Here is a 25,488-nt window from a genome sequence, read left to right as displayed (position 1 = left end):
TCGGGTCCGCCGAAACGCCCCGCGAGACTGCACTTCGCGGCAGTGTTTTCGCCTCACATTGCCGTGAAATGCAGTCTCGATGGCGCCTGCGGTCACGACCTGTGGAAAACGCTCACGGCGCGGGGCCGAAACGGTCACAATGGGCCATGCGCCGGGCACCGCTTCCCATTCATCTGACCACCGGTTCCTTCTCGCTGCGCGCCGCCGACAAGGCCGGCGTCACCCGCACCCGCACCGAAGCCCGGGACCTCGTTACGGTCTCACGCGGGATCCGGTTGCCCGTGGACGCTGCACCCTCGGGCGCCGCGGCCCTGCGGGCCTACACCGAGCTGGACGACGAGTCCGTGCTCAGCCTCGGATCAGCGGCGCGGCTCTGGGCGGCCCCTCTGCCGGGCCGGCTTGAGGAAGATTGGCGCATCCATCTCGCACGACGGCGGGGCCTGAGCGCGCCCCGCCGGGTCAACGTCGTGGGGCATGTGCTGACGTTGTTTCCGGACTAGGCGGTGGAGCTCGACGGCGCCCGGCTCACCTCGCCCGCCAGGACGTGGCTGGACCTGGCCTCGGTACTGGGTGTGGACGAACTCGTCGCGGTGGGTGATGCCCTGGTGTGCTCCCACGGCCCCGAGTTCCCCGTGCCCCGCGAACCCCTGTGCGGCATCGAGGAATTGCGCGCCATGGTGGCGCGACATCCCGGCTGCAGGGGCGTGCGCAAGGCCCGCGCCGCCGTCGAACTGATCCGTGTTGGGGCTGACTCGCCGCCCGAAACCCGGCTGCGCCTGACGCTCCTTCACGCCGGCCTGCCCGAGCCGGTCCTGAACCTGGTTGTGCGGGGTGGAGCAGGCGCTCCGGTGCTGTGGCCCGATGCCGCCTATCCCGAGCGGCGCATCGCGCTCCAGTATGAGGGCGCACACCATAACGGGGAGGACCAATACCTGCGCGACATCCGGCGGGCGGACACCGCCGCGTTCTGCGGGTGGCTTGAGGTGCGGGTGTCCCGGCTGGATCTTGCCGGCGAGCATCCCGCGGCCGTCCGGAAGGTCCGGGCAGCGCTGGAGAGCCGGGGCTGGCGCGCGAGATGACAGTTCGCGGCAATGCCGGGCGCGCACACTGCCGCGAACTGCAGTCTGGGCCCGCCACGGGCCGGGCCGCCGCGAGCTCACGGGGTAGGGCGCAACCGGCGGGGCGCGAGTGTTACAGGGGCACAGTGACCGGAGACACGGCCCCGGCGCAGGAATGACTAGGATGGTTCGTAGCCGACGAGGTTCCTTCCAGAATCACCAGCCCGTAGACGAAATTCACTTTAGGAGTCAGCATGCCCATTGCAACCCCAGAGATCTACTCCGAGATGATCGACCGCGCAAAGACGGGCGGCTTCGCCTTCCCAGCTGTCAATGTCACGTCCTCCCAGACCCTGAACGCCGCCCTGCGCGGGTTCGCCGAGGCCGAGTCCGACGGCATCGTCCAGGTTTCCACCGGCGGTGCGGCTTACTGGTCCGGTGCCTCCACCAAGGACATGGTTGCTGGCTCCCTGGGCTTCGCGGCCTTCGCCCGCGAGGTGGCCAAGAACTACGGCGTCAACATCGCCCTGCACACGGACCACTGCCCCAAGGACAAGCTGGACGGCTTCGTGCTTCCGCTGCTCGCAGCGTCCGAGGCCGAGGTCAAGGCCGGCCGCAACCCCCTCTTCAACTCCCACATGTGGGACGGTTCGGCCGAGACCCTGCAGGAAAACCTGCGGATCGCCCGTGAACTGCTCGAGCGCACCGCGGCCGCCAAGATGATCCTCGAAGTTGAGATCGGCACCGTCGGCGGCGAGGAAGACGGCGTCGAGAACGCCATCAACGACAAGCTCTACACCACGGTCGAGGACGCCCTGGCCACCATCGACGCGCTCGGTTCCGGCGAAAACGGCCGCTACATCACCGCGCTGACCTTCGGCAACGTGCACGGCGTGTACAAGCCGGGCGGCGTCAAGCTCCGCCCGGAGATCCTCAAGGACATCCAGGAGCAGGTGGGCGCCAAGATCGGCAAGGCCAACCCGTTCGACCTCGTGTTCCACGGCGGCTCCGGCTCCTCGGACAAGGAGATCGCCGACGCCGTCTCCTACGGCGTCATCAAGATGAACATCGACACCGACACCCAGTACGCCTACACCCGCCCGGTTGTGGACCACATGCTGCGCAACTACGACGGCGTGCTGAAGGTCGACGGCGAGGTCGGCAACAAGAAGCTTTACGACCCCCGCGTCTGGGGCGCCTCCGCCGAGGCCGGCCTGGCCGCCCGCGTGGTCGAGGCAGCCCAGCAGCTGGGCTCCACCGGCAAGACCTTCTAGCCATGTCCGATGAGTTCCGCAAGAACCTGATGGGTCCCGAGCCCACGCTCCTGCCTGCCGAGTCTGAGATCTATCAGCACCTCGCGCTCGGCCAGGAAGCCGTGGACCTCGTGGCGAAGCACCCCACGTCCTCGCTCCTGTGGGCCATCCTGGCCGAGGAGGCGTGGAACGAAGGCCGCACCATCGATTCCTACGCGTACTCGCGGGTGGGCTACCACCGCGGCCTGGACTCGCTGCGCCGCAACGGCTGGCGCGGCGTCGGGCCGATCCCGTGGGAGCACGAACCCAACCGCGGCTTCCTGCGCTCGCTCTACTCGCTGGGCCGTGCGTCCGCGGCGATCGGCGAGGCCGAGGAGCCGGAGCGGATCGAGAAGTTCCTGAAGGATTCCGATCCCGGCGCGAAGGCGGCCATCGAAGCCGAAGGCTGATCTGGGGTTGAACCAACGACGGCGGGCTCCCACCTCAAGGTGGGAGCCCGCCGTCGTTGATGCTCAGATGCGGGTGCGGGTGGTTGGGCCCACGCCCGCTGGGTTCCCTGGCCGAGCTTGCGAGGTTAGGGTCCGGGTGGGGATTAGCTGGCTTTGGCCAGGCCCGTGCGGGCCATGGCGTCCGCGTACGCGGTGCGCATTTCGGCCAGGTACTCTTCCTGGCGGGCCGGGGTGCCGGCGAACGCCCGGCCGCTGAGCGAACGGACCTTGTAGGTCTTCAGGCCGCGGCGCCAGATCATGGGCACTTCGGTCTTGAGCAGCAGGTTGGCCAGGCGGTTTGCCTCGGTGCCGTGCGCCACGATCACGGAGGCGCGCGGCACGAGGGCCAGGAACTTCAGCAGCGGCTTGAGGCCCGCCGAAATCTGGTCCGGCGTGAACTTGCCGTTAGGCTCGCCCGGGACGTGCCACGGGTGGACGTTCCACGGCATGACGAATTCGGGGCGCAGGCCCAGCTTCCACTGGATACCGAGCATGCGGGTGGCCGCCTCGTCATCGCCGGCGGTGATGAAGCCTGACGCATCCGCGGTGCCGATGTTCGAGTACAAGCTGATGATGCGGCACTCGTCGACATCGTGCATGGGGTCCACGTAGGGGACAGCGGTGCCAGCTTTGGTTGCCTGGAGGACGTCGAGGAGCTCGTTGACGGGGGCGACGCTAGGTTCGTACCGGCGGCTCAGAAGCTCTTCGCGGAAATTTTCGGTGGCCAGGGCTGTCATATGGTGCTGGGTCTCCTGCGGGATTGGCAAAGCTGCCACACCACCGCGGAGACGCCTGATTCAGGGCATGCTGAGCAACGGTGTGGTTTGAAAATGTGGTGTGGACCGATTCCTGGTCGATCCTTATCAGTCTATCAAGCCCCGCGAAATGCAGCGCCGGGTCCGGCCTGCCGTCCGGTGGTGCTACCAGAGCCGCTTGGTGGCGCGGCGGGCCCCCTCCCCTAGGGACTCCAGCTTGGCGTAGGCGATTTGCGGGTGCACCCGGCCGCCCAGCCCGCAATCTGTGGAGGCAATCACATTTTCCCGCCCCACGAGGTCCGCGAAGCGCACGATCCGGTCGGCCACGAGGTCCGGGTGTTCCACGACGTTGGTGGCGTGCGAAACGACGCCGGGGACGATTGCCTTCCCCTCGGGAAGCGTCGTGTCTTCCCAGACCCGCCACTCGTGCTCGTGCCGGACGTTGGCGGCCTCGAAGGAGTAGCTGCCGGCATTGATCTGCAGGACCGAGCCGACGATGTCCGCGAACGGGATGTCCGTGGTGTGGGGACCGTGCCAGGAGCCCCAGCAGACATGCAGCCGGATCTGCTCCTGCGGGAGGTCGCGCAGGGCCCAGTTCGTTGCCTCGACCCGGAGCTGGATGAACTTCAGGTAGTCCGCCAGGCTCGGTTCGGGGTTGATCTGGTCCCAGCTCTCGGCCAGGGACGGGTCGTCGAGCTGGACCGTCAGGCCGGCGTCGATGATGGCTTTGTACTCCTCCCGCATGGCGTCGGCGCAGGCGTACAGGAGTTCCTCGTCGCTCCGGTAGTACTCGTTGGCCACGCGGGCGCACGACCCGGGGGAGAGGGAGGCGACGAACCCCTTGGCGAGGCCTGCCGCGGCCAGGCCGGTCTTCAGGTTGGCGATGTCGGAGGCCACGAGCGCCTGGCCCGTGTACGTCAGCGGTCCCGCGATCTTCGGCTGGGTGACGGACTTGCGGTGGGCCAGGATCCCGGAGGAGGGGTCGTTGTACGCTTCATCGAACTTCTGCCGGTCCCGGCGGTCGGGGAAGGAGGTCAGGACGATGTGGCCCGGCGAGGAACGGTGCACCTTGGCGTCGGCCCAGCGGTCCACGTCGGTCGGTTCCAGGCCGCCGAGCCGGGAGAAGGAGTAGTTCCACCAGGCTCCGTAGTCCACGGAGCTGGACATCGTATGCCCGTACTCGCCGTCGTTGGGGATGTCGATCCCCAGATCCTTCTGGCGCTGCACGACATCCACCACCGAAGTTTCGAGAAGGTCCAGGAATTCGGGCGAGATGCCGTCGGTCTCCTTGGCCTCGTTCGCCGCGATCAGCTCGGTGGTGCGGGGCAACGAGCCGGCATGGGTGACGCGGATGTGGTCGGCGTTCGGGGAAACGGTGCTCCGGGTAACGGTGCTCCGGGTAACAGTGCTCGGGGAGATGGCGTTCTGGGACATGGCGCTCTTTCCTTTCCATCGGTCCTGGCGGTAGCACCGTTGCCGGCCACGGCTGCCGCGGCGAAGCGGGCCGTGTCCGGCAGGGTTGCTCCGGCGTCAACGGTCCAGGTCCCTCGGCCGCTCGGGATGGTTACTCCCACTCAATTCCACACTGGCTGCTCTTGCAAGTGGCGCCCGCAAGTCATGCCCGCTATGTGGCGGCCGCGACCTGGGTGGATGATGCAGCTATGAAGAAGACCGAATCCTCCGCTGCCGCCGTCGACGCCTTCGAAGGCGTGGCCGCAGACCTGGCCGGCGCGGGAGCAGCCCTGGGCCAGACCTTTGGCGCCCGGGCCCTGATGGTCAACAAGAAGGCCATGGCCTGCCTCAACGGAGACGCGATGGCCTTCAAGCTGGGCAGGGATTCGCCGGATCACACCGGCGCCCTCGAACTCCCGGGCGCGCGGCTCTTCGATCCCTCTGGCATGGGCCGGCCCTTCAAGGACTGGGTGGAAGTGCCGGCGGCGTCGGCGGGGGCGTGGCCATCGCTCGCGGAAGCCGCCTTGGCGTTCACCGCGGGCTAGCCGCCGCGTCCACACAAGGACCAAAAACGATATCGGCCACCAATTTCGGCTAAACTTGGGTGGTAAGAGCCCCGGAACTCTGGCGTTGGTAAAGAGCACAGCGGTAGATTCGGGGCATTCTCATGAACGGCGCTGAGCTGCGGTGATCACCTGGTGCATCAACCAGAGCTCGGCCCGAACGAATGGGGGAGGATCCCATGCCAGCAATCGTGATCGTCGGAGCCCAATGGGGCGACGAAGGCAAAGGTAAGGCCACTGACCTGCTTGGTGGCCGCGTCGACTACGTCGTCAAGCCCAACGGCGGCAACAACGCCGGGCACACCGTCGTCGTAGGCGGTGAGAAGTATGAGCTCAAGCTCCTTCCGGCCGGCATCCTGAGCCCGAACGCGATTCCGATCATCGGCAACGGCTGCGTGGTGAACCTGGAAGCCCTGTTCCAGGAGATCGACGGACTGGAAGCCCGCGGCGCGGACACCTCCAAGCTGCGCGTCTCCGCCAACGCGCACCTCGTGGCGCCCTACCACCAGGTCCTGGACAAGGTCACCGAGCGGTTCCTCGGCAGCCGCGCCATCGGCACCACCGGACGCGGCATCGGCCCGGCCTACATGGACAAGGTGGCACGCCTGGGCATCCGCGTCCAGGACGTCTTCGACGCCTCGATCCTGCGCCAGAAGGTGGAAGGCTCGCTGCGCCAGAAGAACGAACTGCTGGTCAAGGTCTACAACCGCCGCGACATCGAGGTGGACGAGATCGTGGAGTACTTCCTGTCCTTCGCCGAGCGTCTGCGCCCGCTGGTCATCGACAGCACCTATGTCCTGAACACCGCCCTGGACGAGGGCAAGGTGGTCCTCATGGAGGGCGGCCAGGCCACGTTCCTGGACGTCGACCACGGCACGTACCCCTTCGTGACGTCCTCGAACCCGACCGCCGGCGGCGCGTCCGTGGGCTCGGGCATCGGCCCCACCCGGATCTCGCGCTCCATCGGCATCATCAAGGCCTACACCACCCGCGTGGGAGCCGGGCCGTTCCCCACGGAACTGTTCGATGAGATGGGCATGTACCTGCAGAAGACCGGCGGCGAATTCGGTGTCAACACCGGCCGTCCCCGCCGCTGCGGCTGGTACGACGCCGTCCTGGCCCGCCACGCCTCCCGCGTCAACGGCTTCACGGACTACTTCGTCACCAAGCTGGACGTCCTCACCGGAATCGAGCAGATCCCGGTCTGCGTGGCCTACGACGTCGACGGCGTGCGGCACGACGAAATGCCCATGACCCAGACCGAGTTCCACCATGCCAAGCCGATCTTCGAGTTCTTCGACGGCTGGACCGAGGACATTACGGGCGCCCGCACCCTGGAGGACCTGCCGGAAAACGCCCGGAACTACGTCCTGGCCCTGGAAAAGCTCTCCGGCACCCGGTTCTCCGCGATCGGCGTCGGCCCGGACCGCGACCAGACGATAGTGGTCAACGACCTCATCAACGACTAGCGCCCCACTGACGGGCTTACGACGGCGGCGGGCCACCCTGGACGGGGCGGCCCGCCGCCGTCGCAGTTAAGTTCCTATGCCGGGCTGCTCCGCGGACGTGAAACGCAGCGACAGCCAATTCTCCCGGCAGGCCCTGGCGGTGGCTTCGGTGTCACCCAGGCGGGCGAGTCGGATGATTTCGGCGTGCTGCGCCACCGATTCCCGGGCGGCAAAGGAGCCGAAGCGCATCCGCTCCACGCGGCGCAGGACGGGGGTGGTCTGTTCCAGGAGTTCCCTAAGCACGAGGTTGCCGCCGGCCGTGACAAAGACGGCGTGAAAATCGTCATCGGCCTCGAGCGCCGACTCCACGTCGGCGTCCCGTAGGGCCTGTTCGAACCGCGCGTTGGCCTGGGTCATCGCGTCGAGGTGTTCCTTGGCCAGGACCGGGACGGCCAGGCGCGCGGCCAGCTCGTGCAGCCCGGCGACCACCTGCTGCGTGCTGAGGGTGGACGCCTGGTCGTAGGGGGCCACGATGGTCGCCTTGCCGGGCAACGCGATGACCAGGCCTGCCCGTTCCAGCCGGAGCAGCGCCTCCCGGATCGGTGTCCGGCTCACGCCCAGCCAGGCCTCCAGCTCTGTGTCTTTCAGCCGTTCGCCGGGCTCGAAGGTGCCGTCCACAATCGCGTTCCGGATCGAGTCAAAGACGTTGTCCCGCAGCAGCGGCCGCTTATGGACTCCGGAGAGCGGGGGTACGGGCATGCAACATATCGTATATCGCTCTTGTCCTTCCGGAGCCGATGTCGGAGAATGCAATATATTGCATTCTGCACGTTTAGAAAGCCGTTCCCACCGCGAGCGAAGGACTGTCGATGGCCATCACCGATTTTGAGCGCTACCCCCTGATGTTTGGACCGAGCCCCGTCCACCCGCTGCCGCGGCTCAGCGCGCACCTGGGCGGAGCGCAGATCTGGGCGAAACGGGAGGACGTCAACAGTGGTCTCGCGTTTGGCGGCAACAAGACCCGCAAGTTGGAGTACTTCGTCCCGGAGGCCCTGGCGCAGGGCGCGGACACGCTGGTCTCCATTGGTGGCTACCAGTCCAACCACACCCGCCAGGTCGCCGCGGTGGCGGCGAAACTCGGCCTCAAGGCCCGCTTGGTCCAGGAAAACTGGGTCGACTGGCCGGACCCGCTGTCCGACCGTGTGGGCAACATCCTGCTCTCGCGCATCATGGGTGCCGATGTCCGGCTGGACAGCGCGGGCTTTGACATCGGCATCCGCAGCAGCTGGGAGAACGCGATCGAGGAGGTCAAGGCCGCCGGCGGGAAGCCGTACGCGATCCCCGCGGGCGGGTCCGACCACCGGCTCGGCGGCCTGGGCTTCGCCAACTGGGCCTACGAGGTGCAAGAGCAGGAGCGGGAACTTGGCATCTTCTTCGACACGATCGTGGTCTGCACCGTCACCGGGTCCACCCACGCCGGAATGATCGCCGGTTTTGCCGGCCAGGACAAACCGCGCCGCGTGATCGGCATCGATGCCTCGGCCACCCTGGCGAAGACCCACGACCAGGTTGAGCGCATTGCCCGGAACACGGCCGAGCTGATCGGCGTGGGCAGGGAGCTCCGCGACGATGAAATCAACGTCATGGAGGGTTGGGCCGGGGACCTCTACGGAATCCCGGTGGATTCCACCCTGGAAGCCATCCGCCTGGGCGCCTCGCTCGAGGCCATGATCACCGACCCCGTCTACGAGGGCAAGTCCCTGGCCGGGCTGATCGACCTCGTGAAAAGCCGGGAGATTCCGGCCGGCAGCAACGTTCTTTATGCCCACCTGGGCGGGCAGATCGCCCTCAATGCCTACAGCGGGCTCTTCCGCTCCTAAAGAGCTGTTGCGCTCACTTAGGGTCGTTCTGAGTGCGTGTCATGTCTCATGACCTTGTGGACACTTCATGTCTCAGGACTTCGTAGACGGTTGATGTCTCAGGACTTCGTGGACGGGTGCTTGGTGGGGCCGTTGCGTCCGATGTAGACGGTTCCTTTGGGCGGGCGGGGGTGGCTGGTGATTTCGGTTCCCCGTGCGTCGAAGAACATGATGGTTTCCTCGTCGTGGAGGACGTGGACCTGTTCTCCTGCGTGGTTCGTGCCGATGTAGAAGTGCATGCCGATAACGGTGACTTCGCCCTGACGCCCTACTTTTCGTTGCACGCTCTGGCGGGGTGTGGGTTTGCGGGTTTCGGGGGCAGGGGGCTCGGGCGGCAGGGCTGTCGCGGTGGCGTTCCAGGCTTCGGCCGGGGTCGTGCCGGGCGGCAGTGCCTGGTGTTCACGCTCGGTGTTGTAGTACGTGTCGAAGGCATCGACACGGGCCTGTAGTTCCGCGATGGTCCCGGCGTGGGTATGGCGGTTCAGGTAGGTGTGCAGGGTCCGGTGGAAGCGTTCGTTCTTGCCCTGGGTGGTGGGCTTGTAGGGTTTGCCGGTGATCGGCACGACGCCCAGGGTTTTGAGGTATTCCACCAGGGCCCCGGTGCGGCCCATCCGTGTGGGATTGAACGCTGCCCCGTTGTCCGACAGGAACTTCTGGGGCACTCCGTGGCGATCGATAGCCATCCGCACCACCCGGATGGCCGCCTCGGATGTCTCCGCGTCGGCGACCAGGGATGCCAGTGCCAGGCGGGAATGATCATCGATGAGCTGGAAAATGGCCACCTTGGTTCCGCCGGCCAGCAGCCACTGCGTGGAGTCGATCTGCCAGCATCCGTTGGGTTCCGGATAGACGAATCTTTGGTAGGCGCTGCGCGGTTTCTTCCTCGGTTCCGGGACCACGACCCCGGCCCGGGTGAAGATCCGGGCCAGGGTGGCACGTGATGGCGGTTGGACCCCTTGGCGTCGCAGTCTGGCCGCGACGCTCAGCGGTCCGTGGTCATAGCCGAGGCTCTTGAGGGACTCCCTGGTGGCAAGAGCCAGCTGCGCCAACGAGGCATCGATCTGGGCCGGGCTGGTCACCGGCCTGGTCGAGGCCGTTTCCATGGCTTTGATCGGCCCCACCGCCGCAGCCGCGGCCCGGATCTTGTAAAACCAGGCCCGGGACACCTTGTGACGCCGGCAGAACTGTGTGACCGCACCCCTCTCAGCGTCCTCAGGCCATGTCGCCACCAAGTGCCGGATCTTGATATCGGGCTGCATTCTGCTCATGTTCCGAGCAAAACCGGTCCGGGTGTCCACGATGTCCTGAGACACACTGTCCACGATCTCTTGAGACAGAAACGTCCATTAAGTCATGAGACTCCACAGCTGTTCTGAGTGCTTCAGAACAGCCCTAAGTGATAGGGCAACGGGTGGGCGGTAGCGGCGCACGACGGCGGCGGGTTCCCTTGCAAGGGGGGCCCGCCGCCGTCGTCGTTAAGCCCGCAAAGCCGGGCTCAAAAAAGAAAATCAAGAAATTTCCGATTGGTGCGTAACCTTTCGGGCTCGCCCAGCGATTACCTCTTTGTAAGCGCCGCCGGAGTTCGGACCCCCCACCAGACACCGGCTGGCCTTCCACCGTAAGCGCCGACCGGCGCCTTCCCCCCATCTGGTCTCCGGTCGGCCCTTTACCGTAAACGCTTGCCGGCGCCCGCCCCCATCGGGCGCCGGCCAGCCTTCTATGGCGAGAGCGGGCTGTCGACGGCCCCCATGCGGCTTCAGCCCGCGTTCCACCCAAAAAACAAAGGATGTATTTCTGTCATGAAGAGTGTTAGCAAGACCACAAAGATCGCTGTCGGCGCCGCAATCCTGGCAGTCGGAGGCTTCTCCGGCATCGGACTGGCCAACGCGGCCCAGATGTCCGGCTCCCAGCAGTCCGAAGTGAACCACGCTACGCCCGCCACGCCGGCAACCCCGGCTGTGCCCGCCACTCCCAAGCTCCCGGCCAAGCCCGCTGTTCCGGCCGTGCCCGCCGTTCCGGCTGCGCCGTCCACTGACGACGTCACCAAGGGCGACGGCTCCGCCAAGGGCGACGCCGACGTCGACGGTACCAAGGGTGCCGGCGAAGGCTCCGTCGACGCAGACCAGGACGGCGCCACCGTCAAGGGCGATGCCAGCGTCAAGGGTGCTGCCGGCGAGGCACGCGCCAAGGCCAACGTCAAGGCTGCAGTTCCGGCCACCCCGGCCGTCCCCGCGGTCCCGGGCGCCAACGGCGTGCCGGCAACCACGGCCGTTCCGGCGACCCCGGCCGTCCCGGCCAAGCCGTCCGTCGATCTGCCCCAGCACGACCAGTAATTCCGGCTGTTCAGCCTGGACCCGGCACGGGTCCGCAAGGAAGGAAGGAGCCCTGATTTTGAAGGGCTCGGGGGTGCGGCCGCTAGACTTGCGGGGGGCCGCACCCCAGTAGTAACGGAAGGACAGCCTCTTGGCACAGCAGCTAAGCGACGACGACTTGTCAGCCGCTTTAGCTGGTGACCCATCAGGGTTCAGTGCGGTCTACGTGGCTATTTCCCCAGCCGTCCTGGGCTATTTCCGGGCCCGGGGCGTGGACGACGCCGAGGCCCTGACCCAAGACGTGTTCGTAGACGTCCTGCCGAAACTGGCCGGCGTCAGCGGCGGCCACGCGGGTCTGCGGACATTTATTTTCTCGGTGGCCCATGCGCGGCTGGTCGACTACCGGCGGCGCGCGGAGCGCACGCCGCATCTGGCCGAATACGACCCCCTGAACGACGCGCGTTATTCGGCATCCGCCGAGGACGAGGCGCTCGGATCCCTGGGCGGCATCTCTGCCACTCTCGCGAGGCTCAATGAGGAGCAACGGGAAGTGCTGGTCCTGCGCATCGTCGCGGACCTCTCCATCGAACAGGTGGCCGGCATCATGGACAAGACCCCTGGTGCCATCAAGCAGCTTCAGCGCCGCGGGCTCAGTGCCCTGCGCGAACTCGTAACCGAAAAGGACCACGCAGCATCATGACCGGCACCCGCGATCCCCAGGAGGATGGCAGCATCCAGGCGATGCTGAGCGACTCCGGCCTCGAATCCGCGGCCGAGCTCCGGAGCGCGCTGGAAGAGCTCCGCGCCGTGGTCCCGGATGAGGCTCCCGCCCTCCGCGCCGATCTCGCGGCCCTGCTCGCCGCCGGCGCAGCCGCCCCCGCCGCCCCTGACTCAGCCGCGACGACGGCGCTGCCCGCTGTCGTGTCTGCGACGAAGGCGCTGCCCACTGTCGTTTCCGCGACGGATTCCGACCCTGAAGCCAACGAAGTGCTGCCGGCAGGTGTCACCAGCCTCGCCGAGCGCCGCGGCCGGAAGCGCCGGCTGGCAATCGTGGGCGGCGCCGTGATCGGTGCGATGAGCCTGGGAGCCGGAGCCGTGGCGGCATCCAGCGAGGATTTCCGGCACAGCGTCAGCCAGACCGTCGGCGTCATCTTCCAACCCGCGGGTCACGCCACTCCAGCCCCGGAACCCGTCCGGCCGTCGCCGTCATCGGTCCCGGTCCTTCCCGCGCCAGGCCCAACGTACCGTGACGTGGCGCCCGGCGCCGCGCCTACGGGGACATCATCGCCAAGCAGCTCAAGCCAGCCGGGCTCCGCGGCAGCCGGCCACACGCCCCCGGCCGCGCCGCCCGCCGTCGGCCGCGGTGGCATTCTGCCGACACCCGGCCAAAGGCCCAGCGCGCCGGGGCTGCCGACGCTATCACTTAGGGTCGTTCCCAGCGCTGGGAACGACCCTAAGTGATAGCGCAACGGCGGGTTGGTTGCCTCTGTGGCTGTCGGCCAACTGTTGTTAGGCCAGGACCTGCCGCTTGGAGGAGATGACGCCGGTGTCGAAGCCGGCCAGGTGCAGGCCGCCGTGGAAACGGGCATGCTCAATCTTCACGCAGCGGTCCATCACGACGTCGAGTCCGGCGGCTTCGGCCTCCTTGGCAACGTCCTCATGCCACGAGCCCAATTGCAGCCACAGCGTCTTGGCGCCGGCCGCGATGGCCTCGTCCAGGACACCTGGCAGGTCATCGTGCTTGCGGAACACGTCCACGATGTCCGGGGTTTCGGGCAGGTCCGCCAGGGACGCATACGTCGGCTGGCCCAGGATTTCCTTCACCACGGGATTCACGAAATAGACCTTGTACCGCGTTGAGGACTGCAGGTAGGTGGCTACGAAGTAGCTCGCGCGCGACGGCTTGTCCGAGGCGCCCACAATCGCGATCGATTTCGCCCGCCGCAGCAGGTTCAGCCGCTCCGGCGCCGAGGGGCCGGCCCAGGTCCTGGTCTCTTCCGTGCTCATGAGCGTGCTCCGATCGTGCAGGCGGCTGCTTCATCCGGGCCGGCTGACAAGGCTTCCGCGTCGGCCTCCAGGTCGGTTTCGACGGCTTCCAGGTTGGCCGCGTCCAGCGCCTGGTCCAGGTCCCAGAGGATGTCGTCGATGTCCTCGAGGCCCACGGAGATGCGGACCAGGTCCTCGGGGACGCCGGCGGACTCCAGCTGCTCGGGGCTGAGCTGCTGGTGGGTGGTGGAGCCGGGGTGGATCACCAGGGTCCGGGAATCGCCTACGTTGGCCAGGTGTGAGGCCAGCTGCAGGGCTTCGATGAACTTCTGGCCCGCGGCACGGCCGCCCTTCACGCCGAAGGAGAACACCGATCCGGGGCCCAGCGGCAGGTACTTCTGCGCCCGCTCGTAATGCGGGTGCGAGGGCAGTCCGGAGAAGTTCACGTAGGCCACGCGCTCGTCCGCTTCCAGCCATTCGGCGACGGCCTGCGCGTTCTTCAGGTGCTCGTCCAGCCGCTGGGGGAGCGTTTCGACGCCCTGCAGCAGCTGGAAGGCCGACTGCGGCGAGAGCGCCGGGCCGATGTCACGCAGCTGCTCGCAACGCAGCTTGGTCAGGAAGCCGTATTCGCCGAAGTTCCCCCACCAGGACACGTTCCCGTAGGAGGCCACGGGCTCGGTCATGGTGGGGAACTTGCCGTTGCCCCAGTCGAAGCGGCCGCTCTCCACGATCACCCCGCCCAGGGTGGTGCCGTGGCCGCCGAGGAATTTCGTGGCGGAGTGGATCACGATGTCTGCACCGTGTTCGATTGGGCGCACAAGGTACGGCGTGCTCAAGGTGGCGTCGACGACAAGGGGGATGCCGGCGTCGTGCGCGACTTTGGCGAGTCCCGCCAGGTCCTGGACCTCCGAGGACGGGTTGGCCACCACCTCGACGAAGATCGCTTTAGTGTTTTCCCGGACTGCGGCGGCGTAGTCCACCGGGTCGGTGCCCGCGACGAACGTGGTGTCCACGCCGAAACGGCGCAGCGTGACGTCGAGCTGGGTGACCGTGCCGCCGTAGAGCTGGGAGGCGGCGACGATGTGGTCCCCGGCCTGGGTCAGCGCGGCGAAGGTGATGAACTCCGCGGCCATGCCCGAGGACGTGGCCACGGCGCCGATGCCGCCCTCCAGGGACGCGATGCGCTCCTCGAACGCGGCCACGGTGGGGTTGCCGATCCGGGAATAGATGTTGCCGTACTTCTGCAGCGCGAACAGGTTCGCGGCGTCCTGGGTGTCCTTGAACACGAACGACGTCGTCTGGTAGATCGGCACGGCACGCGCGCCGTGCTCGGCGTCGGGGGTGCCGCCGGCGTGCAGCGCGCGGGTGCGGAAACCGAACTTGCGGTCAGCCATCAGGCGGCCACCTCAACGTTTGCCACCGGGGTCTGGGACAGGTCCAGCTCGGTACCGTTCTTGCGGGCCAGGTCCGCCTCGAGTTCGCGGACGATCGGCAGGACGTCCTGGCCGAACGCGGCGACTTCCTCCTGGAAGTGCAGGTATCCGGTGAGGAACAGGTTCACGCCGATCTTCTTGTATTCAACGATCCGCTCGGCGATCTGCTCCGGGGTGCCGATCAGCTGGGTCTTGAAGCCGTCGTTGTACTGGACCAGGTCCTCGAAGCTCGAGTCGGCCCACATGCCCTTGCCGTCCTTGGTGGAGGCTCCGGCTTCCTGTACGGCGGCGCGGAAACCCTCGACGGCGGGCTTATGCGCCTTTTCGACGATCTCGCGGAGGGTGTCGCGGGCTTCCTTCTCCGAGTCGCGGGCGATGACGAAGCCGTTGAGGCCGAACCTGGGGGCGGGCAGTGAACCCTCGCGTCCGTTTCCTCCTGCCGCGGCGACAACCCCGGCGATGTTGTCCTTGAACCCTTCGAGGTCCTTGCCGTTGGAGAAGTACCAGTCGGCCACGCGGCCGGCGGTGGCCTGCGCGGCCGTGGAGTTTCCGCCGAAGAAAATCTCCGGGTGGGCCCGGCCCGGCACGTCCACCGGGGCCGGGCTCAGGGTGAAGTCGGAGATGTTGTAGTACTTGCCGGACTGGCTGTATTCCTGCTCGGTCCAGAGCCCGCGGAGGACCTTGATGAATTCCTCGGTGCGGACATAGCGCTCGTCGTGCTCGAGCCATTCGAGGCCGAAGTTCTCAAACTCCGCCTTGAGCCAGCCGGAGACGATGTTCACAGCGGCGCGGCCGTTGGAGATGTGGTCAGCGGTGATGATGAACTTCGCCAGGACGCCGGGGTGCCACATGCCCGGGTGGACGGCGGAAATCACCTTGAGGCGCTCGGTGGCGGCCAAGAGCGCCAGGCTGAACGAGGTGGCCTCGTGCTGCTTGTCCGCGCCGTAGGAGGCGGCGTAGCGGGTCTGGGTCAGGGCGTATTCGAAGCCGGAGTTTTCCGCGATCCGGGCCAGCTTCTTGTTGTAGTCGAAGTCCCAGGAGGTGCGCTGCTCGATGGTGGAAACCACCAGGCCGCCGGAGACGTTGGGAACCCAGTAGGCGAACTTGAGCGGTTCGGAAAGCCGGGCGACGTTGCTGATTTCAGTCATGAAAGGTCCTTTACTTCCGGGGCATTTCGGGTGCGCAGCACATTCTGGATGCCCGCGATGGATGGTTCGTTCTGGAGCGACGTGGTGTCCCCGAGCGTGGTTCCTTCGAACAACTGGGTCAGCAGCCGGCGCATGATCTTGCCGCTGCGCGTCTTGGGCACATCGGGAACGACGACGACGTCGCGCGGTTTCGCGATGGGGCCGATCTGCTTGGCGACGTGGGCCTTGAGAGCGCCGTGGATATCAGGGGTGTCCGCCGAATTTTTCAGCACCACGAATGCGACGATCGCGTGGCCTGTCGTGGCGTCCGCGACCGGGCAGACCCCGGCCTCCACCACATCCGGGTGGGAGACGAGCGCCGATTCGATCTCGATCGTGGAGAGCAGGTGTCCGGAGACATTGAGCGTGTCGTCCACCCTCCCGAGGATCCAGATGTCGCCGTCGTCGTCATACTTCGCGCCGTCACCGGCGAGGAACCAGCCCTGTTCGGCGTACTGGCGCCAGTAGGAATCGAAGTAGCGCCGCGGGTTGCCCCAGACCGTGCGGGCGATCGCGGGGCCGGGGGAGTCCACCACGATGAAGCCCTGGACACCCGGCGGAACCGTATTGCCGGCCTCGTCCACGATGCGGGTGCTGACGCCGGGCAGCGGGCGGGCGGCGCAGCCGGGCTTGAACGCGGTGTCCGTCGGGGCGGGGGAGAGGATGGTGGCGCCGGTTTCGGACTGCCACCAGGTGTCCACCACCGGGGCGGTGCCAGAGCCGATGTTAGCCCGGAACCAGCGCCAGGCCTCCGGGTTGATGGCCTCGCCCACAGTGCCGAGGAGGCGGATGGAGGAGAAGTCGTACGTGTCCGGGACGCCGTCGGGGAACCAGCCCATGAGGGATCGGACCAGGGTGGGCGCCGTGTAGTACTGCGTGACCCCGTAGCGTTCGATGATTTCGAAGTGCCGGCCCGGGTGCGGGGTGTTCGGCGTGCCCTCGAAGATGACCTGCGTGGCGCCGTTGGAGAGCGGGCCGTAGAGCTCGTAGGTGTGCGCGGTGACCCAGGCGAGATCGGCCGTGCACCAGTGCACGTCCTTGTCCCGGAGCGCGGGGTCGGGGTTGCTGAACAGGTGCTCGAAGCTCCAGGACGCCTGCGTGAGGTAGCCGCCGGAGGTGTGGACCAGGCCCTTGGGCTTACCGGTGGTGCCGGAGGTGTACATGATGAACAGCGGCGTCTCGGCGTCGAACGCTTCGGCTTCGTGGACGTCGGAGGCGATCCCGACGGCGTCGTGCCACCAGAGATCGCGGCCCGCGGTCATCGGGACGGTGCCGAGGTCCTCGGCCGGGGTGGTCCTGTTGACCACCAGGACGTGCTCGATCGCGTTCTCGCCGGAGACGGCGGCGTCCGCGTTGTCCTTGACCGGCACGGCGGTGCCGCGGCGGAACTGTCCGTCGGTGGTGACCAGGAGCTTGGCGCCGGTGTCCTCCACCCGGAACTTCAGGGCCTCGGCGGAGAAGCCGCCGAAAACCAGGGAGTGGACGGCGCCGATGCGGGCCACGGCGAGGGTGATGATCACGGTTTCGGGGATAACCGGGAGGTAGATGACCACGCGGTCGCCCTTGGTGATGCCCAGGTCCAGGAGGGCGTTGGCGGCTTTGGACACCTCGCGCTGGAGTTCGGCGTAAGTGACGGCACGGCGGTCGCCGGGCTCGCCCTCGAAGTGCAGGGCCACCTTGTCCCCGCGCCCCGCCGCTACATGGCGGTCGACGCAGTTGTAGGCGACATTGAGCCTGCCGCCCTCGAACCAGGTGATCTGCGGGCCGATGCCGGCCTCGACGTCGGCCGGGACGCGCCGGTGCGCGTCGTGCCAGGGCTTGCCGTTGTATGCGGGGCTGCCGGCGGTCGGGCCGCCGGGAGCGTCCGCCCAGTCGAGGCGGAGGGCCTGTTCTTCCCAGAACGCAACCGTCTCTGCCTGGACGGTTCCTGCGGTGGCTGTGCCGCTGTGGCGGGGGGTGGTGCTGCGGTGACGCGCCGGTCCGTCGGTGGGGACGCCGTGCACTGCGCCGTCCGTGGGCTCGGTCAGGGACCATCCCGACGAGCCGCGAGAGGAGCCGGGCGCGTCACGCAGCCCTGCTTCGATCGCCGTCGCGTCCGAAGAGGTTTGTGGGGTTGCCTCGGACGCAGTCCGGACAATCGTGGGCAAGGCGGAAGAATTCTCAGGGGTCATTTTTGGCACTCCATCGGTCCTGGCAGTAGCACCCTGGGTTCCTCCAGCTCCATCGAAAGAGCGGGTCGACCGAATGGTGAGGAACAGTGGCGTGGGAATGGTCGTCCCACGTCACCCGGGGTTGCTGCGGCTTCATCGATCCAGGTCTCTTGGCCGCTCGGGATGGTCCCTACCTACTAGAACGTCAAATGCAGGATTTCACAAAATCCGCTCCACCAGCGCTGTAATATTCGTTCACCGCATCGGTGCAGGCCGTGGAATCAGTCATTTATTCGATCATTGTCCGGAATGGTTGCAGGAGTAAGGTGGATGCATGGCCTACGTTAACGATCCGGCAGTCATTGACCGCCTCATGCGAACCAAAGGCACATGGGCGGTGGTCGGCCTCACCACCAATGAATGGCGCTCCGCATACGAAGTCTCCCTGTACATCCGGGACAAAATGGGCATGGAAATCATTCCGGTCAACCTCCCCGGCGACGACGTCCACGGGGAGAAGGGATACCGCTCCCTGGCGGACATCCCGGCGGGAAAGCATCCGATCGACGTCGTGGACTGCTTCGTCAACTCCCATAAAGTGGGGGCCGTCATCGACGAGGCCATCGCCATCGGCGCCAAGGCCGTCTGGCTGCAACTGGGCGTCTTCGACGACGCCGCAACGGACCGCGCCAAGGCCGCCGGGCTGGACGTCGTGGTGAACGAGTGCCCCGCCCGCGAAGGGTGGCGGGTGGGCATCTAGCGGCCCAAGGATCACGGATTAACAGATTTTGCGGGCCCGCACCGTGGGCGACTACGAAGTCAACGGCACCACCCCGGAAGGGCTGCACAGCATCGGCGACGCCCGGACTGCCGGGCAGGCCAGGGCGAGCTCAGGCCGTAGCCGGATAGGCTCGTGCCATGGACGTTGCCACCCTCCGCGGGATCTGCCTGAGCTTCCCCGGCGCCTTTGAGGACTTTCCCTTCGGCCCGGAGACCTCCGTCTTCAAAGTGCGGGCCGCCGTCGCGGGCGGCGCGCGGCAGGACGCCAAGATGTTCGCGGCTTCCGCCATGGACCCGGAAAACTGGTCCGTGAGCCTGAAATGCGATCCGGCCCTGGCCGAACAGCTGCGCGCCATCCATCCGGAAATCACCGGCGCCTGGCACATGAACAAAAGGCACTGGAACGGGGTCCGGCTGGACGGCTCCCTGCCCGATGACATGATCAAGGACATGGTGGAGGACTCCTACGACCTCGTGGTGGCCTCACTCAGCCAAAAGCAGCGGGAGCAGCTGGGCTGGGCAGGGCTCGCCCGGGGCGGGCAGGCATGAGCGGCAACCCCGCCGGCCGCATCGCGCGGGGAACACTGAACTATCCGGGCATTGGCTCCACCGAGCACGGCCACGCACCGGAAGGATTCCCGTGCCTGGTGTCCCGGGCCTACCTCGGCGACGGGCCGGACACGTATCGGCGGGTGGCGCAGGGAATCCTTGCCTGGGAGCTCCAGAAGCGCTCCGGGCTGCGCGTCCGCACCGACTCCGACGCCGTCGTGCCCGGGGCGCGGGTGGTGAGCGGATTCGGCGTCGGGCCCTTCCGGATCAACGCGCCCTGCGAGGTGGTGTGGGTGCACCAGCCGGTGCCCGGCGCCGGGCCGCAAAGCGCAGGCTTCGGATACGGCACCCTGCCGGGCCATCCGGAGCGCGGCGAAGAGGCGTTTGAAGTGGCGATCGATGCCGCGGGGCGGGTCTTCCTGAGCATCACGGCCTTCAGCCGGCACTCCAACTGGTTCTACACCGCCGGCGGCCTCGTGGCCCGGGCGGCGCAGCGGCACGTCACTTCCCGATACATTGAAGGGGCACGTCAACTCGCCGCAGGTGAAAGCTGATCAGGAGAACGTACATGCTGGAACAGAAAACCCTTGACCAACTGTGGAACTTCGAGGACCCCGCCGGATCCGAAACCCGCTTCCGGGCCGCAGCGGCAGATGAAAACTACGACGCCGACGAACAGGCCGAGCTCGCCACCCAGCTGGGGCGGGCCATCGGACTGCAGGGCCGCTACGAGGAAGCCGATGCCCTGCTGGATTCAATCGATGCCGACGAGCCCACCGTCGCCGTCCGGGTGCTGCTGGAACGCGGCCGCCTGCTGAATTCCAGCGGCCATCCGGCGATGGCCGTGCCCCTCTTTGAGCAGGCCGCGGAACTGGCCGACCACCTCAGCGAGGAATTCCTTGCCGTTGATGCGCTGCACATGCTGGCGATCGCCGACTCCGCCCACGCCGCCTCGTGGACGCGGAGCGCCCTGGAGTACGCCTCCACGGTCCATGATCCGCGGACCAAGCGCTGGATGGTCTCGCTGCACAACAACCTCGGCTGGACGCTGCATGAGGCCGGGCGTTTCACCGAGGCGCTGGTGGAGTTCCAGCTCGCCGAGCAGTGGGCGGAACGCGTCGGCACGCCCCGGCAGCAGGAGTGGGCCCGGGAGGCGATCGCCGAGTGCGAGCACTCGCTCTCGGCCAGTGCCGGCGCCGCATCCGCGCCTGCCGGACCGGCCGCCGCTCCGGCTGATGCGCCGGCTGCTGCGCCGGCCGCTTCGCGGGCTGATGCGCCGGCCGCTGCAGTGCCCGGTGAAACAATCGACTGACCGACCGCACCCAACGAAAGGCAACGCCCCGTGATCTTCATTGTCGTCAAGTTCAAGGTAAAACCGGACTGGTCCGATCAGTGGCTGGGCCTGGTGGAGGACTTCACCCGGGCCACGCGCCAGGAACCCGGCAACCTGTGGTTCGACTGGTCGCGCAGCGTGGAGGACCCCAACGAGTTCGTGCTCGTGGAGGCCTTCAAGGACGACGCAGCCGGTGACCACGTCAACAGCGCACACTTCAAGAAGGCCATGGAAGACATGCCGCAGGCGCTGGCCGAGACGCCGCAGATCATCAGCCGCCAGCTCGACGGCGAGGGCTGGGACCGCATGGGCGAACTCACCATCTAACCCCGCTCACCCCGTCGATTGCTCCCCACCGGTTCCCTCGCCTCGCAAGCTCGGCCAGGGAACCCTGCCGGCGTGGGCCCCGGCCCTTTTGAGCCCTCAAAAGGGCGTCTGCGGAGCAATCGATAGGCTAAGGGCATGTGGATCGGGTGGATCGAGTTCGACATCCTTCTGGGCGACGTTCACAGCCTCAAGGAGAAGCGCTCCGTGGTGCGGCCGCTGCTGGCTGAGCTCAAGCGCCGCTTCGATGTCTCCGTGGCCGAGGTCGGGGACCACGAGCAGTACCGGCGCACGCAGCTGGGCGCCGCCCTCGTGGCGGCAGACCGGGCGCATCTCGTGGAGGTGCTCACCGCCGTCGAACGCTTCGTCGCTGCCCTGCCTGAGCTCGAACTCCTCAGCGCCCGGCAGCGGGAGCTCCGCAGCGACGACTAAACACCCCCATCCCCTCACCGGGTGCTCTCTTACCCTTCACCCCCTGTCGATTGCTCCGTAGCTGCCGTTTTGAGGGCTCAAAAGGGCAGTTACGGAGCAACCGATGGGTATTGTGGATAACTTCTGCGGGCGGCGCGCCGATCTGCTCTCACGAAGCCATGAAGACCGCGCGCCCACTCCCGCAGGAATTCGAGGGCCGTCCCTTCACTGTTGTGGAGGCCGCACATGCAGGAGTGTCGCTGAAGCGGCTGCGGCACCGTTCCGTGAAAACTCTCGGCAGGGGAATCCGTGTGCAAAGCCCGACGCCGGGGCTCCCTTTGAGTGTCAGGGTGCGGCCTTTCATTGAGGTCAATGAGCGATGCGCCGCGTCGCACTTCACCGCGGCGGAGCTTGGTTCGCTTCCGGTGCGGCAACAGAAGGGGGCTCTGCCGATGTACCACGTGATCAGGCCCGAGGGCGCGGCCCATCTCAACCGACCACATGTCCAGGTTCACCGGATGAAGCTCTACGACGACGAGGTCACGTTGCTGGACGGGATTCCCATCACCACCCCGGAGCGAACCTGGCTGGACCTGGCCGAAATACTGACTGTGGACGAACTAGTGGTGGCCGGCGACAGCTGCGTCCGGGTGCCTCGGCCTGAGTTCGAGGGCAGGGATGTGCCGCTCTGCAGCCTCCAGGATCTGCAGAGGTCCTAGCGCAGGTACAGGATCGGCGTCGAGTACGAGGGCGAACAACACGGAGACGAGGGCCAGATAGTCAGGGACATCGCCCGTTCGGAAAAGTACACGGCACTGGGTTGGACCGAGGTCCGTATTTCCAAGCGGCACATGCACGATGACGCCCGGGCCGCGCTGGCCAAGATCCGCGCCGCGCTCGTGCAGGCGGGCTGGCGGCCCGGCCGTTAACGAACGATTGCTCCGCAACTGCCGTTTTGAGGGTTCAAAAGGGCAGCTACGGAGCAACCGATGGAAGCCCTAGCCGAAGTACTTCGGCAGAGTCGCCTCGTGGGCTTCGCGGAGGGCATCGAGGTTCATGGTCTCGACGCCGTTGATCTCCAGCGTGCCGCCCTCAGCGTCCACCACGCCGATCCGGATGTGCGCGAAGCCGCGGGCGGTGCACATGTCCGTGAAGCGGATTTCCTCCGAACGGGGCACCGCGACGACGGCGCGGCCCTGGGTCTCGGAGAACAGCGCCGTGAAGAGGTCCACACCGTCGCGGTCCAGGACGTCCTGCAACGCGATCCGGGCACCCACGCCGTAGCGCAGGGACGACTCCACGAGGGCCGCGGCGAGGCCGCCTTCGGAGAGGTCGTGCGCGGAGTCCACCATGCCGTCGCGGGAGGCGTTGATCAGGATCTGCCCCAGTTCGCGCTCGGCTTCGAGGTCAACCTTGGGCGGCAGGCCGCCGAGGTGTCCGCGCATGTTGGACCATTCCGAACCATCCAGCTCCGCCGCCGTCGTGCCCAGGAGGTAGATGGCCTGGCCGTCTTCCTTCCAGCCCGACGGCGTGCGGCGGGCGACGTCGTCGAACTTGCCCAGCACAGCCACCACCGGGGAGGGGTGGATGGGAGTGGTCCCGGTCTGGTTGTACAGCGAGACGTTGCCGCCGGTGACCGGGATGCCCAGCACCATGCAGGCGTCGGACAGGCCCCGGATGGCTTCGGCCAGCTGCCACATGACGTCCGCATCCTCGGGGGAGCCGAAGTTCAAGCAGTCGCTGACGGCCATCGGCACGGCGCCGGAGGTGGCGACGTTGCGGTAGGCCTCGGCCAGCGCGAGCTGCGCGCCGTGGTACGGGTCGAGGTAGGTGTAGCGGCCGTTGGCGTCCGTGGCCAGGGCCACGCCCAAGCCGGTTTCCTCGTCCACCCGGACCACACCGGCGTCGTCCGGGAACGCCATGGCGGTGTTGCCGCCGACGTAGCGGTCGTACTGCTTGGTGATCCAGGACTTGTCGCACATGTTCGGCGACGCGACGAGCTCGGTGATGGCTGCGGCCAGGTCCGCGGGGGCGGAGGGGCGGCCGGTGTCCTGCACGGAGCCGGTGAAGGAGTCGGCCTGGACTGCGTCCTGCCATTCGGGGCGGGCGTACGGGCGGTCGTAGACCGGACCGTCGTGGGCCACGGTGCGCGGGTCGACGTCGACGATCACGTCGCCTTCCCACGTGATGATCAGGCGGCCGGTGTCGGTGACCTCGCCGAGCCAGGAGTACTCCACGGCCCACTTGTCCATGACGGCCTCGAACGCGGCGATGTTCTCCGGGGTGACCACGGCCATCATGCGTTCCTGCGACTCGGACATCAGGATTTCGCCCGGGGTCAGGGTGGGGTCCCGGAGCAGGACGGAGGTCAGTTCGACTTCCATGCCGCCGTCGCCGTTGGAGGCGAGCTCGGACGTGGCGCAGGAGATGCCCGCGGCGCCCAGGTCCTGGATGCCCTCAACGAGAGAACCCTTGAACAGCTCCAGGCAGCACTCGATCAGGACCTTCTCGGCGAAGGGGTCGCCCACCTGGACGGCGGGGCGCTTGGACGGCTTGGTGTCATCGAAGGACTCCGAGGCCAGCACGGAGGCGCCGCCGATGCCGTCGCCGCCGGTGCGGGCACCGAACAGCACGACTTTGTTGCCCTTGCCGGAGGCGTTGGCGAGGCGGATGTCCTCGTGGCGCATCACGCCGACGGCCAGCGCGTTGACCAGCGGGTTGCCCTGGTAGACGGAGTCGAAGACCATCTCGCCGCCGATGTTCGGCAGGCCCAGGGAGTTGCCGTAGCCGCCGATGCCGGCGACCGCGCCGTGCATGACGCGGGCGGTGTCCGGGTGGTCGATGGCGCCGAAGCGCAGCGGGTCCATCACGGCCACCGGGCGGGCACCCATGGAGATGATGTCGCGGACAATGCCGCCGATGCCGGTTGCGGCGCCCTGGTAGGGCTCCACGAACGAGGGCGAGTTGTGGGACTCGATCTTGAACGTCACGGCCCAGCCGTCGCCAAGGTTGGTGACACCGGCGTTTTCGCCGATGCCCACGAGCATGTCCTTCTTCATTTCCTCGGTCACCTTGTCGCCGAACTGGCGCAGGTGGTTCTTGGAGGACTTGTAGGAGCAGTGTTCGCTCCACATCACCGAGTACATGGCGAGCTCGGCGCCGGTGGGGCGGCGGCCCAGGACCTTCACGACCTCGTCGAACTCGTTCTGCTTCAGGCCCAGTTCGGCCCAGGGGAGTTCGGTGTCCGGCGTCTTGGCCGCGTTCTCGACGGTGTCGATGTTGAACTTACGGGCGGTCTCCGCGGGCGCCGCCACTGCGGGTGTCTCCGTCATTTGTTGCCTCCCACGATTTTGTTCAGGACAGAGGTGAAGAAACCGAGGCCCTCGGTGCCGGCGCCGAGTTCGGGGCCGAAGCCGGCCTCCACGGCGTGCTCGGGGTGCGGCATGAGGCCCACCACGTTGCCTGCGGCGTTGGAGATGCCGGCGATGTCCCGGCGGGAGCCATTCGGGTTGAAGCCGACGTAGCGGAACACGACGCGGCCTTCCGCCTCGAGGGCGTCCAAGGTCTTCTCGTCGGCGATGTACTGGCCGTCCTGGTTCTTCAGCGGCACGGTGATTTCCTGGCCGGCGGCGTAGTCCCCGGTCCAGTCCGTCGTGTTGTTTTCCACGCGCAGGACCTGGTCGCGGCACATGAATTTCAGGTGATCGTTCTTGATCATCGAGCCGGGCAGCAGGTGCGACTCGGTGAGGATCTGGAAGCCGTTGCAGATGCCGAGGACGGGAAGCCTGGCGTCAGAATTGGCGGCGTCGATGATCTTGGACATCAGCGGCGCGAAGCGGGCGATGGCGCCGGCCCGGAGGTAGTCACCGTAGGAGAAACCGCCGGGGATCACGACGGCGTCAACGTCACCCAAGGTGGAGTCGGCGTGCCAGAGTTCTACGGGGGTGGCACCGGCGAGGCGGACCGCGCGGGCGGCGTCGCGGTCATCCAGCGTCCCGGGGAAGGTGACCACGCCGATCTTCGCACCGGCCAGCCGGGGGTTGGCCGCGACGGCGATGGCTTCGCCGATCAGAGGGAGTTCAGTCAT

Annotated in this window: 27 protein-coding genes; 17 read left to right on the top strand and 10 right to left on the bottom strand. The window is 67.1% G+C overall.

Features of this window, described 5'->3' with window-relative positions:
* Positions 1-146: 146 nt before the first annotated feature.
* The 4 genes from AC1DDO_RS06120 (at position 147) to AC1DDO_RS06105 (ending at position 2,760) form a co-directional block, all read left to right on the top strand.
* Positions 147-500 (top strand): hypothetical protein, encoded by a 354-nt coding sequence (locus AC1DDO_RS06120; protein WP_476867051.1) that lies wholly within the window; start codon positions 147-149, stop codon positions 498-500.
* Positions 501-503: 3 nt separating this feature from the next.
* Positions 504-1,079, top strand: a complete 576-nt coding sequence (locus AC1DDO_RS06115; protein WP_476867052.1) for a hypothetical protein — start codon at positions 504-506, stop codon at positions 1,077-1,079.
* 233 nt (positions 1,080-1,312) lie between these two features.
* Positions 1,313-2,332: a class II fructose-bisphosphate aldolase gene (gene fbaA, locus AC1DDO_RS06110; protein WP_441408075.1), complete on the top strand. Its 1,020-nt coding sequence runs from the start codon at positions 1,313-1,315 to the stop codon at positions 2,330-2,332.
* Between the two features lie 2 nt (positions 2,333-2,334).
* A complete protein-coding gene (locus tag AC1DDO_RS06105; RefSeq protein WP_018776136.1) occupies positions 2,335-2,760 on the top strand; it encodes a DUF3151 domain-containing protein in 426 nt (141 codons plus the stop codon).
* 143 nt (positions 2,761-2,903) lie between these two features.
* Here AC1DDO_RS06105 and AC1DDO_RS06100 read toward each other — a convergent pair whose 3' ends face one another.
* Both AC1DDO_RS06100 and AC1DDO_RS06095 read right to left on the bottom strand, forming a co-directional pair.
* On the bottom strand, positions 2,904-3,536 hold the full coding sequence (locus AC1DDO_RS06100) for a uracil-DNA glycosylase family protein (RefSeq protein ID WP_476867053.1): 633 nt from the start codon (positions 3,534-3,536) through the stop codon (positions 2,904-2,906).
* Positions 3,537-3,719: 183 nt separating this feature from the next.
* Positions 3,720-4,988, bottom strand: coding sequence for a cobalamin-independent methionine synthase II family protein (locus AC1DDO_RS06095; protein ID WP_476867054.1), 1,269 nt, complete (start codon positions 4,986-4,988; stop codon positions 3,720-3,722).
* A 227-nt stretch (positions 4,989-5,215) separates the two neighbouring features.
* On the opposite strand from AC1DDO_RS06095, the gene AC1DDO_RS06090 reads away from it, so the two are divergent.
* Both AC1DDO_RS06090 and AC1DDO_RS06085 read left to right on the top strand, forming a co-directional pair.
* Positions 5,216-5,551, top strand: a complete 336-nt coding sequence (locus AC1DDO_RS06090; RefSeq protein WP_476971625.1) for a hypothetical protein — start codon at positions 5,216-5,218, stop codon at positions 5,549-5,551.
* A 197-nt stretch (positions 5,552-5,748) separates the two neighbouring features.
* Positions 5,749-7,038 carry an adenylosuccinate synthase gene (locus AC1DDO_RS06085; protein WP_441408071.1) on the top strand — a complete coding sequence of 430 codons (1,290 nt, stop codon included), beginning with the start codon at positions 5,749-5,751 and terminating at the stop codon, positions 7,036-7,038.
* 66 nt (positions 7,039-7,104) lie between these two features.
* Here the strand turns inward: AC1DDO_RS06085 and AC1DDO_RS06080 are convergent, their stop codons facing one another.
* Positions 7,105-7,776, bottom strand: a complete 672-nt coding sequence (locus AC1DDO_RS06080; protein WP_476867056.1) for a GntR family transcriptional regulator — start codon at positions 7,774-7,776, stop codon at positions 7,105-7,107.
* Between the two features lie 110 nt (positions 7,777-7,886).
* On the opposite strand from AC1DDO_RS06080, the gene AC1DDO_RS06075 reads away from it, so the two are divergent.
* Positions 7,887-8,897, top strand: a complete 1,011-nt coding sequence (locus tag AC1DDO_RS06075; protein WP_476867057.1) for a 1-aminocyclopropane-1-carboxylate deaminase — start codon at positions 7,887-7,889, stop codon at positions 8,895-8,897.
* A 98-nt stretch (positions 8,898-8,995) separates the two neighbouring features.
* Here the strand turns inward: AC1DDO_RS06075 and AC1DDO_RS06070 are convergent, their stop codons facing one another.
* The gene (locus tag AC1DDO_RS06070) at positions 8,996-10,204 is read right to left on the bottom strand and encodes a DDE-type integrase/transposase/recombinase (RefSeq protein WP_476971624.1); all 1,209 of its coding nucleotides are present in this window, start codon (positions 10,202-10,204) and stop codon (positions 8,996-8,998) included.
* A gap of 531 nt (positions 10,205-10,735) precedes the next feature.
* Between AC1DDO_RS06070 and AC1DDO_RS06065 the strand changes: the two genes are divergently transcribed.
* The 3 genes from AC1DDO_RS06065 to AC1DDO_RS06055 all read left to right on the top strand — a co-directional run bounded on the left by AC1DDO_RS06065 (position 10,736) and on the right by AC1DDO_RS06055 (position 12,709).
* Positions 10,736-11,269 carry a hypothetical protein gene (locus tag AC1DDO_RS06065; RefSeq protein ID WP_476867059.1) on the top strand — a complete coding sequence of 178 codons (534 nt, stop codon included), beginning with the start codon at positions 10,736-10,738 and terminating at the stop codon, positions 11,267-11,269.
* Positions 11,270-11,399: 130 nt separating this feature from the next.
* Positions 11,400-11,948: an RNA polymerase sigma factor gene (locus AC1DDO_RS06060; RefSeq protein WP_441408067.1), complete on the top strand. Its 549-nt coding sequence runs from the start codon at positions 11,400-11,402 to the stop codon at positions 11,946-11,948.
* Positions 11,945-12,709: a hypothetical protein gene (locus AC1DDO_RS06055; protein WP_476971623.1), complete on the top strand. Its 765-nt coding sequence runs from the start codon at positions 11,945-11,947 to the stop codon at positions 12,707-12,709. Before AC1DDO_RS06060 ends, AC1DDO_RS06055 begins: the two co-directional genes overlap by 4 nt.
* A gap of 48 nt (positions 12,710-12,757) precedes the next feature.
* Here AC1DDO_RS06055 and AC1DDO_RS06050 read toward each other — a convergent pair whose 3' ends face one another.
* The 4 genes from AC1DDO_RS06050 to acs are packed head-to-tail and all read right to left on the bottom strand — an operon-like array spanning position 12,758 to position 18,025.
* Positions 12,758-13,255, bottom strand: a complete 498-nt coding sequence (locus AC1DDO_RS06050; protein ID WP_476971622.1) for a CoA-binding protein — start codon at positions 13,253-13,255, stop codon at positions 12,758-12,760.
* Positions 13,252-14,628, bottom strand: a complete 1,377-nt coding sequence (locus AC1DDO_RS06045; protein WP_476971621.1) for an O-acetylhomoserine aminocarboxypropyltransferase/cysteine synthase family protein — start codon at positions 14,626-14,628, stop codon at positions 13,252-13,254. The genes AC1DDO_RS06050 and AC1DDO_RS06045 overlap by 4 nt, the downstream gene beginning before the upstream one ends.
* Positions 14,628-15,815, bottom strand: coding sequence for a dimethylsulfone monooxygenase SfnG (sfnG, locus tag AC1DDO_RS06040; RefSeq protein WP_476867063.1), 1,188 nt, complete (start codon positions 15,813-15,815; stop codon positions 14,628-14,630). Before sfnG ends, AC1DDO_RS06045 begins: the two co-directional genes overlap by 1 nt.
* The gene (gene acs / locus AC1DDO_RS06035; protein ID WP_476867064.1) at positions 15,812-18,025 is read right to left on the bottom strand and encodes an acetate--CoA ligase; all 2,214 of its coding nucleotides are present in this window, start codon (positions 18,023-18,025) and stop codon (positions 15,812-15,814) included. Before acs ends, sfnG begins: the two co-directional genes overlap by 4 nt.
* Before the next feature lie 313 nt (positions 18,026-18,338).
* Between acs and AC1DDO_RS06030 the strand changes: the two genes are divergently transcribed.
* The 7 genes from AC1DDO_RS06030 to AC1DDO_RS06000 all read left to right on the top strand — a co-directional run bounded on the left by AC1DDO_RS06030 (position 18,339) and on the right by AC1DDO_RS06000 (position 22,120).
* Complete coding sequence (locus AC1DDO_RS06030; protein ID WP_476867065.1) at positions 18,339-18,764, top strand: CoA-binding protein; 426 nt, start codon at positions 18,339-18,341, stop codon at positions 18,762-18,764.
* 158 nt (positions 18,765-18,922) lie between these two features.
* Positions 18,923-19,333 carry an MmcQ/YjbR family DNA-binding protein gene (locus AC1DDO_RS06025; RefSeq protein WP_476867066.1) on the top strand — a complete coding sequence of 137 codons (411 nt, stop codon included), beginning with the start codon at positions 18,923-18,925 and terminating at the stop codon, positions 19,331-19,333.
* Positions 19,330-19,887, top strand: a complete 558-nt coding sequence (locus tag AC1DDO_RS06020; RefSeq protein ID WP_476867067.1) for a DUF1990 family protein — start codon at positions 19,330-19,332, stop codon at positions 19,885-19,887. The genes AC1DDO_RS06025 and AC1DDO_RS06020 overlap by 4 nt, the downstream gene beginning before the upstream one ends.
* Before the next feature lie 14 nt (positions 19,888-19,901).
* Positions 19,902-20,645, top strand: coding sequence for a hypothetical protein (locus AC1DDO_RS06015; protein ID WP_476867068.1), 744 nt, complete (start codon positions 19,902-19,904; stop codon positions 20,643-20,645).
* A 30-nt stretch (positions 20,646-20,675) separates the two neighbouring features.
* Positions 20,676-20,993 (top strand): putative quinol monooxygenase, encoded by a 318-nt coding sequence (locus AC1DDO_RS06010; protein ID WP_441408057.1) that lies wholly within the window; start codon positions 20,676-20,678, stop codon positions 20,991-20,993.
* A gap of 135 nt (positions 20,994-21,128) precedes the next feature.
* Entirely contained in the window at positions 21,129-21,422 is a 294-nt protein-coding gene (locus tag AC1DDO_RS06005) for a DUF503 domain-containing protein (protein WP_476867069.1), read from the top strand.
* 497 nt (positions 21,423-21,919) lie between these two features.
* On the top strand, positions 21,920-22,120 hold the full coding sequence (locus AC1DDO_RS06000) for a hypothetical protein (RefSeq protein ID WP_476867070.1): 201 nt from the start codon (positions 21,920-21,922) through the stop codon (positions 22,118-22,120).
* 279 nt (positions 22,121-22,399) lie between these two features.
* On the opposite strand, the gene purL is transcribed toward AC1DDO_RS06000, so the two are convergent.
* Both purL and purQ read right to left on the bottom strand, forming a co-directional pair.
* On the bottom strand, positions 22,400-24,733 hold the full coding sequence (purL, locus tag AC1DDO_RS05995) for a phosphoribosylformylglycinamidine synthase subunit PurL (protein WP_476971620.1): 2,334 nt from the start codon (positions 24,731-24,733) through the stop codon (positions 22,400-22,402).
* On the bottom strand, positions 24,730-25,488 hold the full coding sequence (gene purQ / locus AC1DDO_RS05990; protein ID WP_441408053.1) for a phosphoribosylformylglycinamidine synthase subunit PurQ: 759 nt from the start codon (positions 25,486-25,488) through the stop codon (positions 24,730-24,732). The genes purL and purQ overlap by 4 nt, the downstream gene beginning before the upstream one ends.

It is taken from the genome of Arthrobacter sp. 10N43 (genome assembly GCF_056394525.1).
Note: the sequence above shows the minus strand (reverse complement) of the source record. Positions and strands in the feature narration are given on the sequence as shown.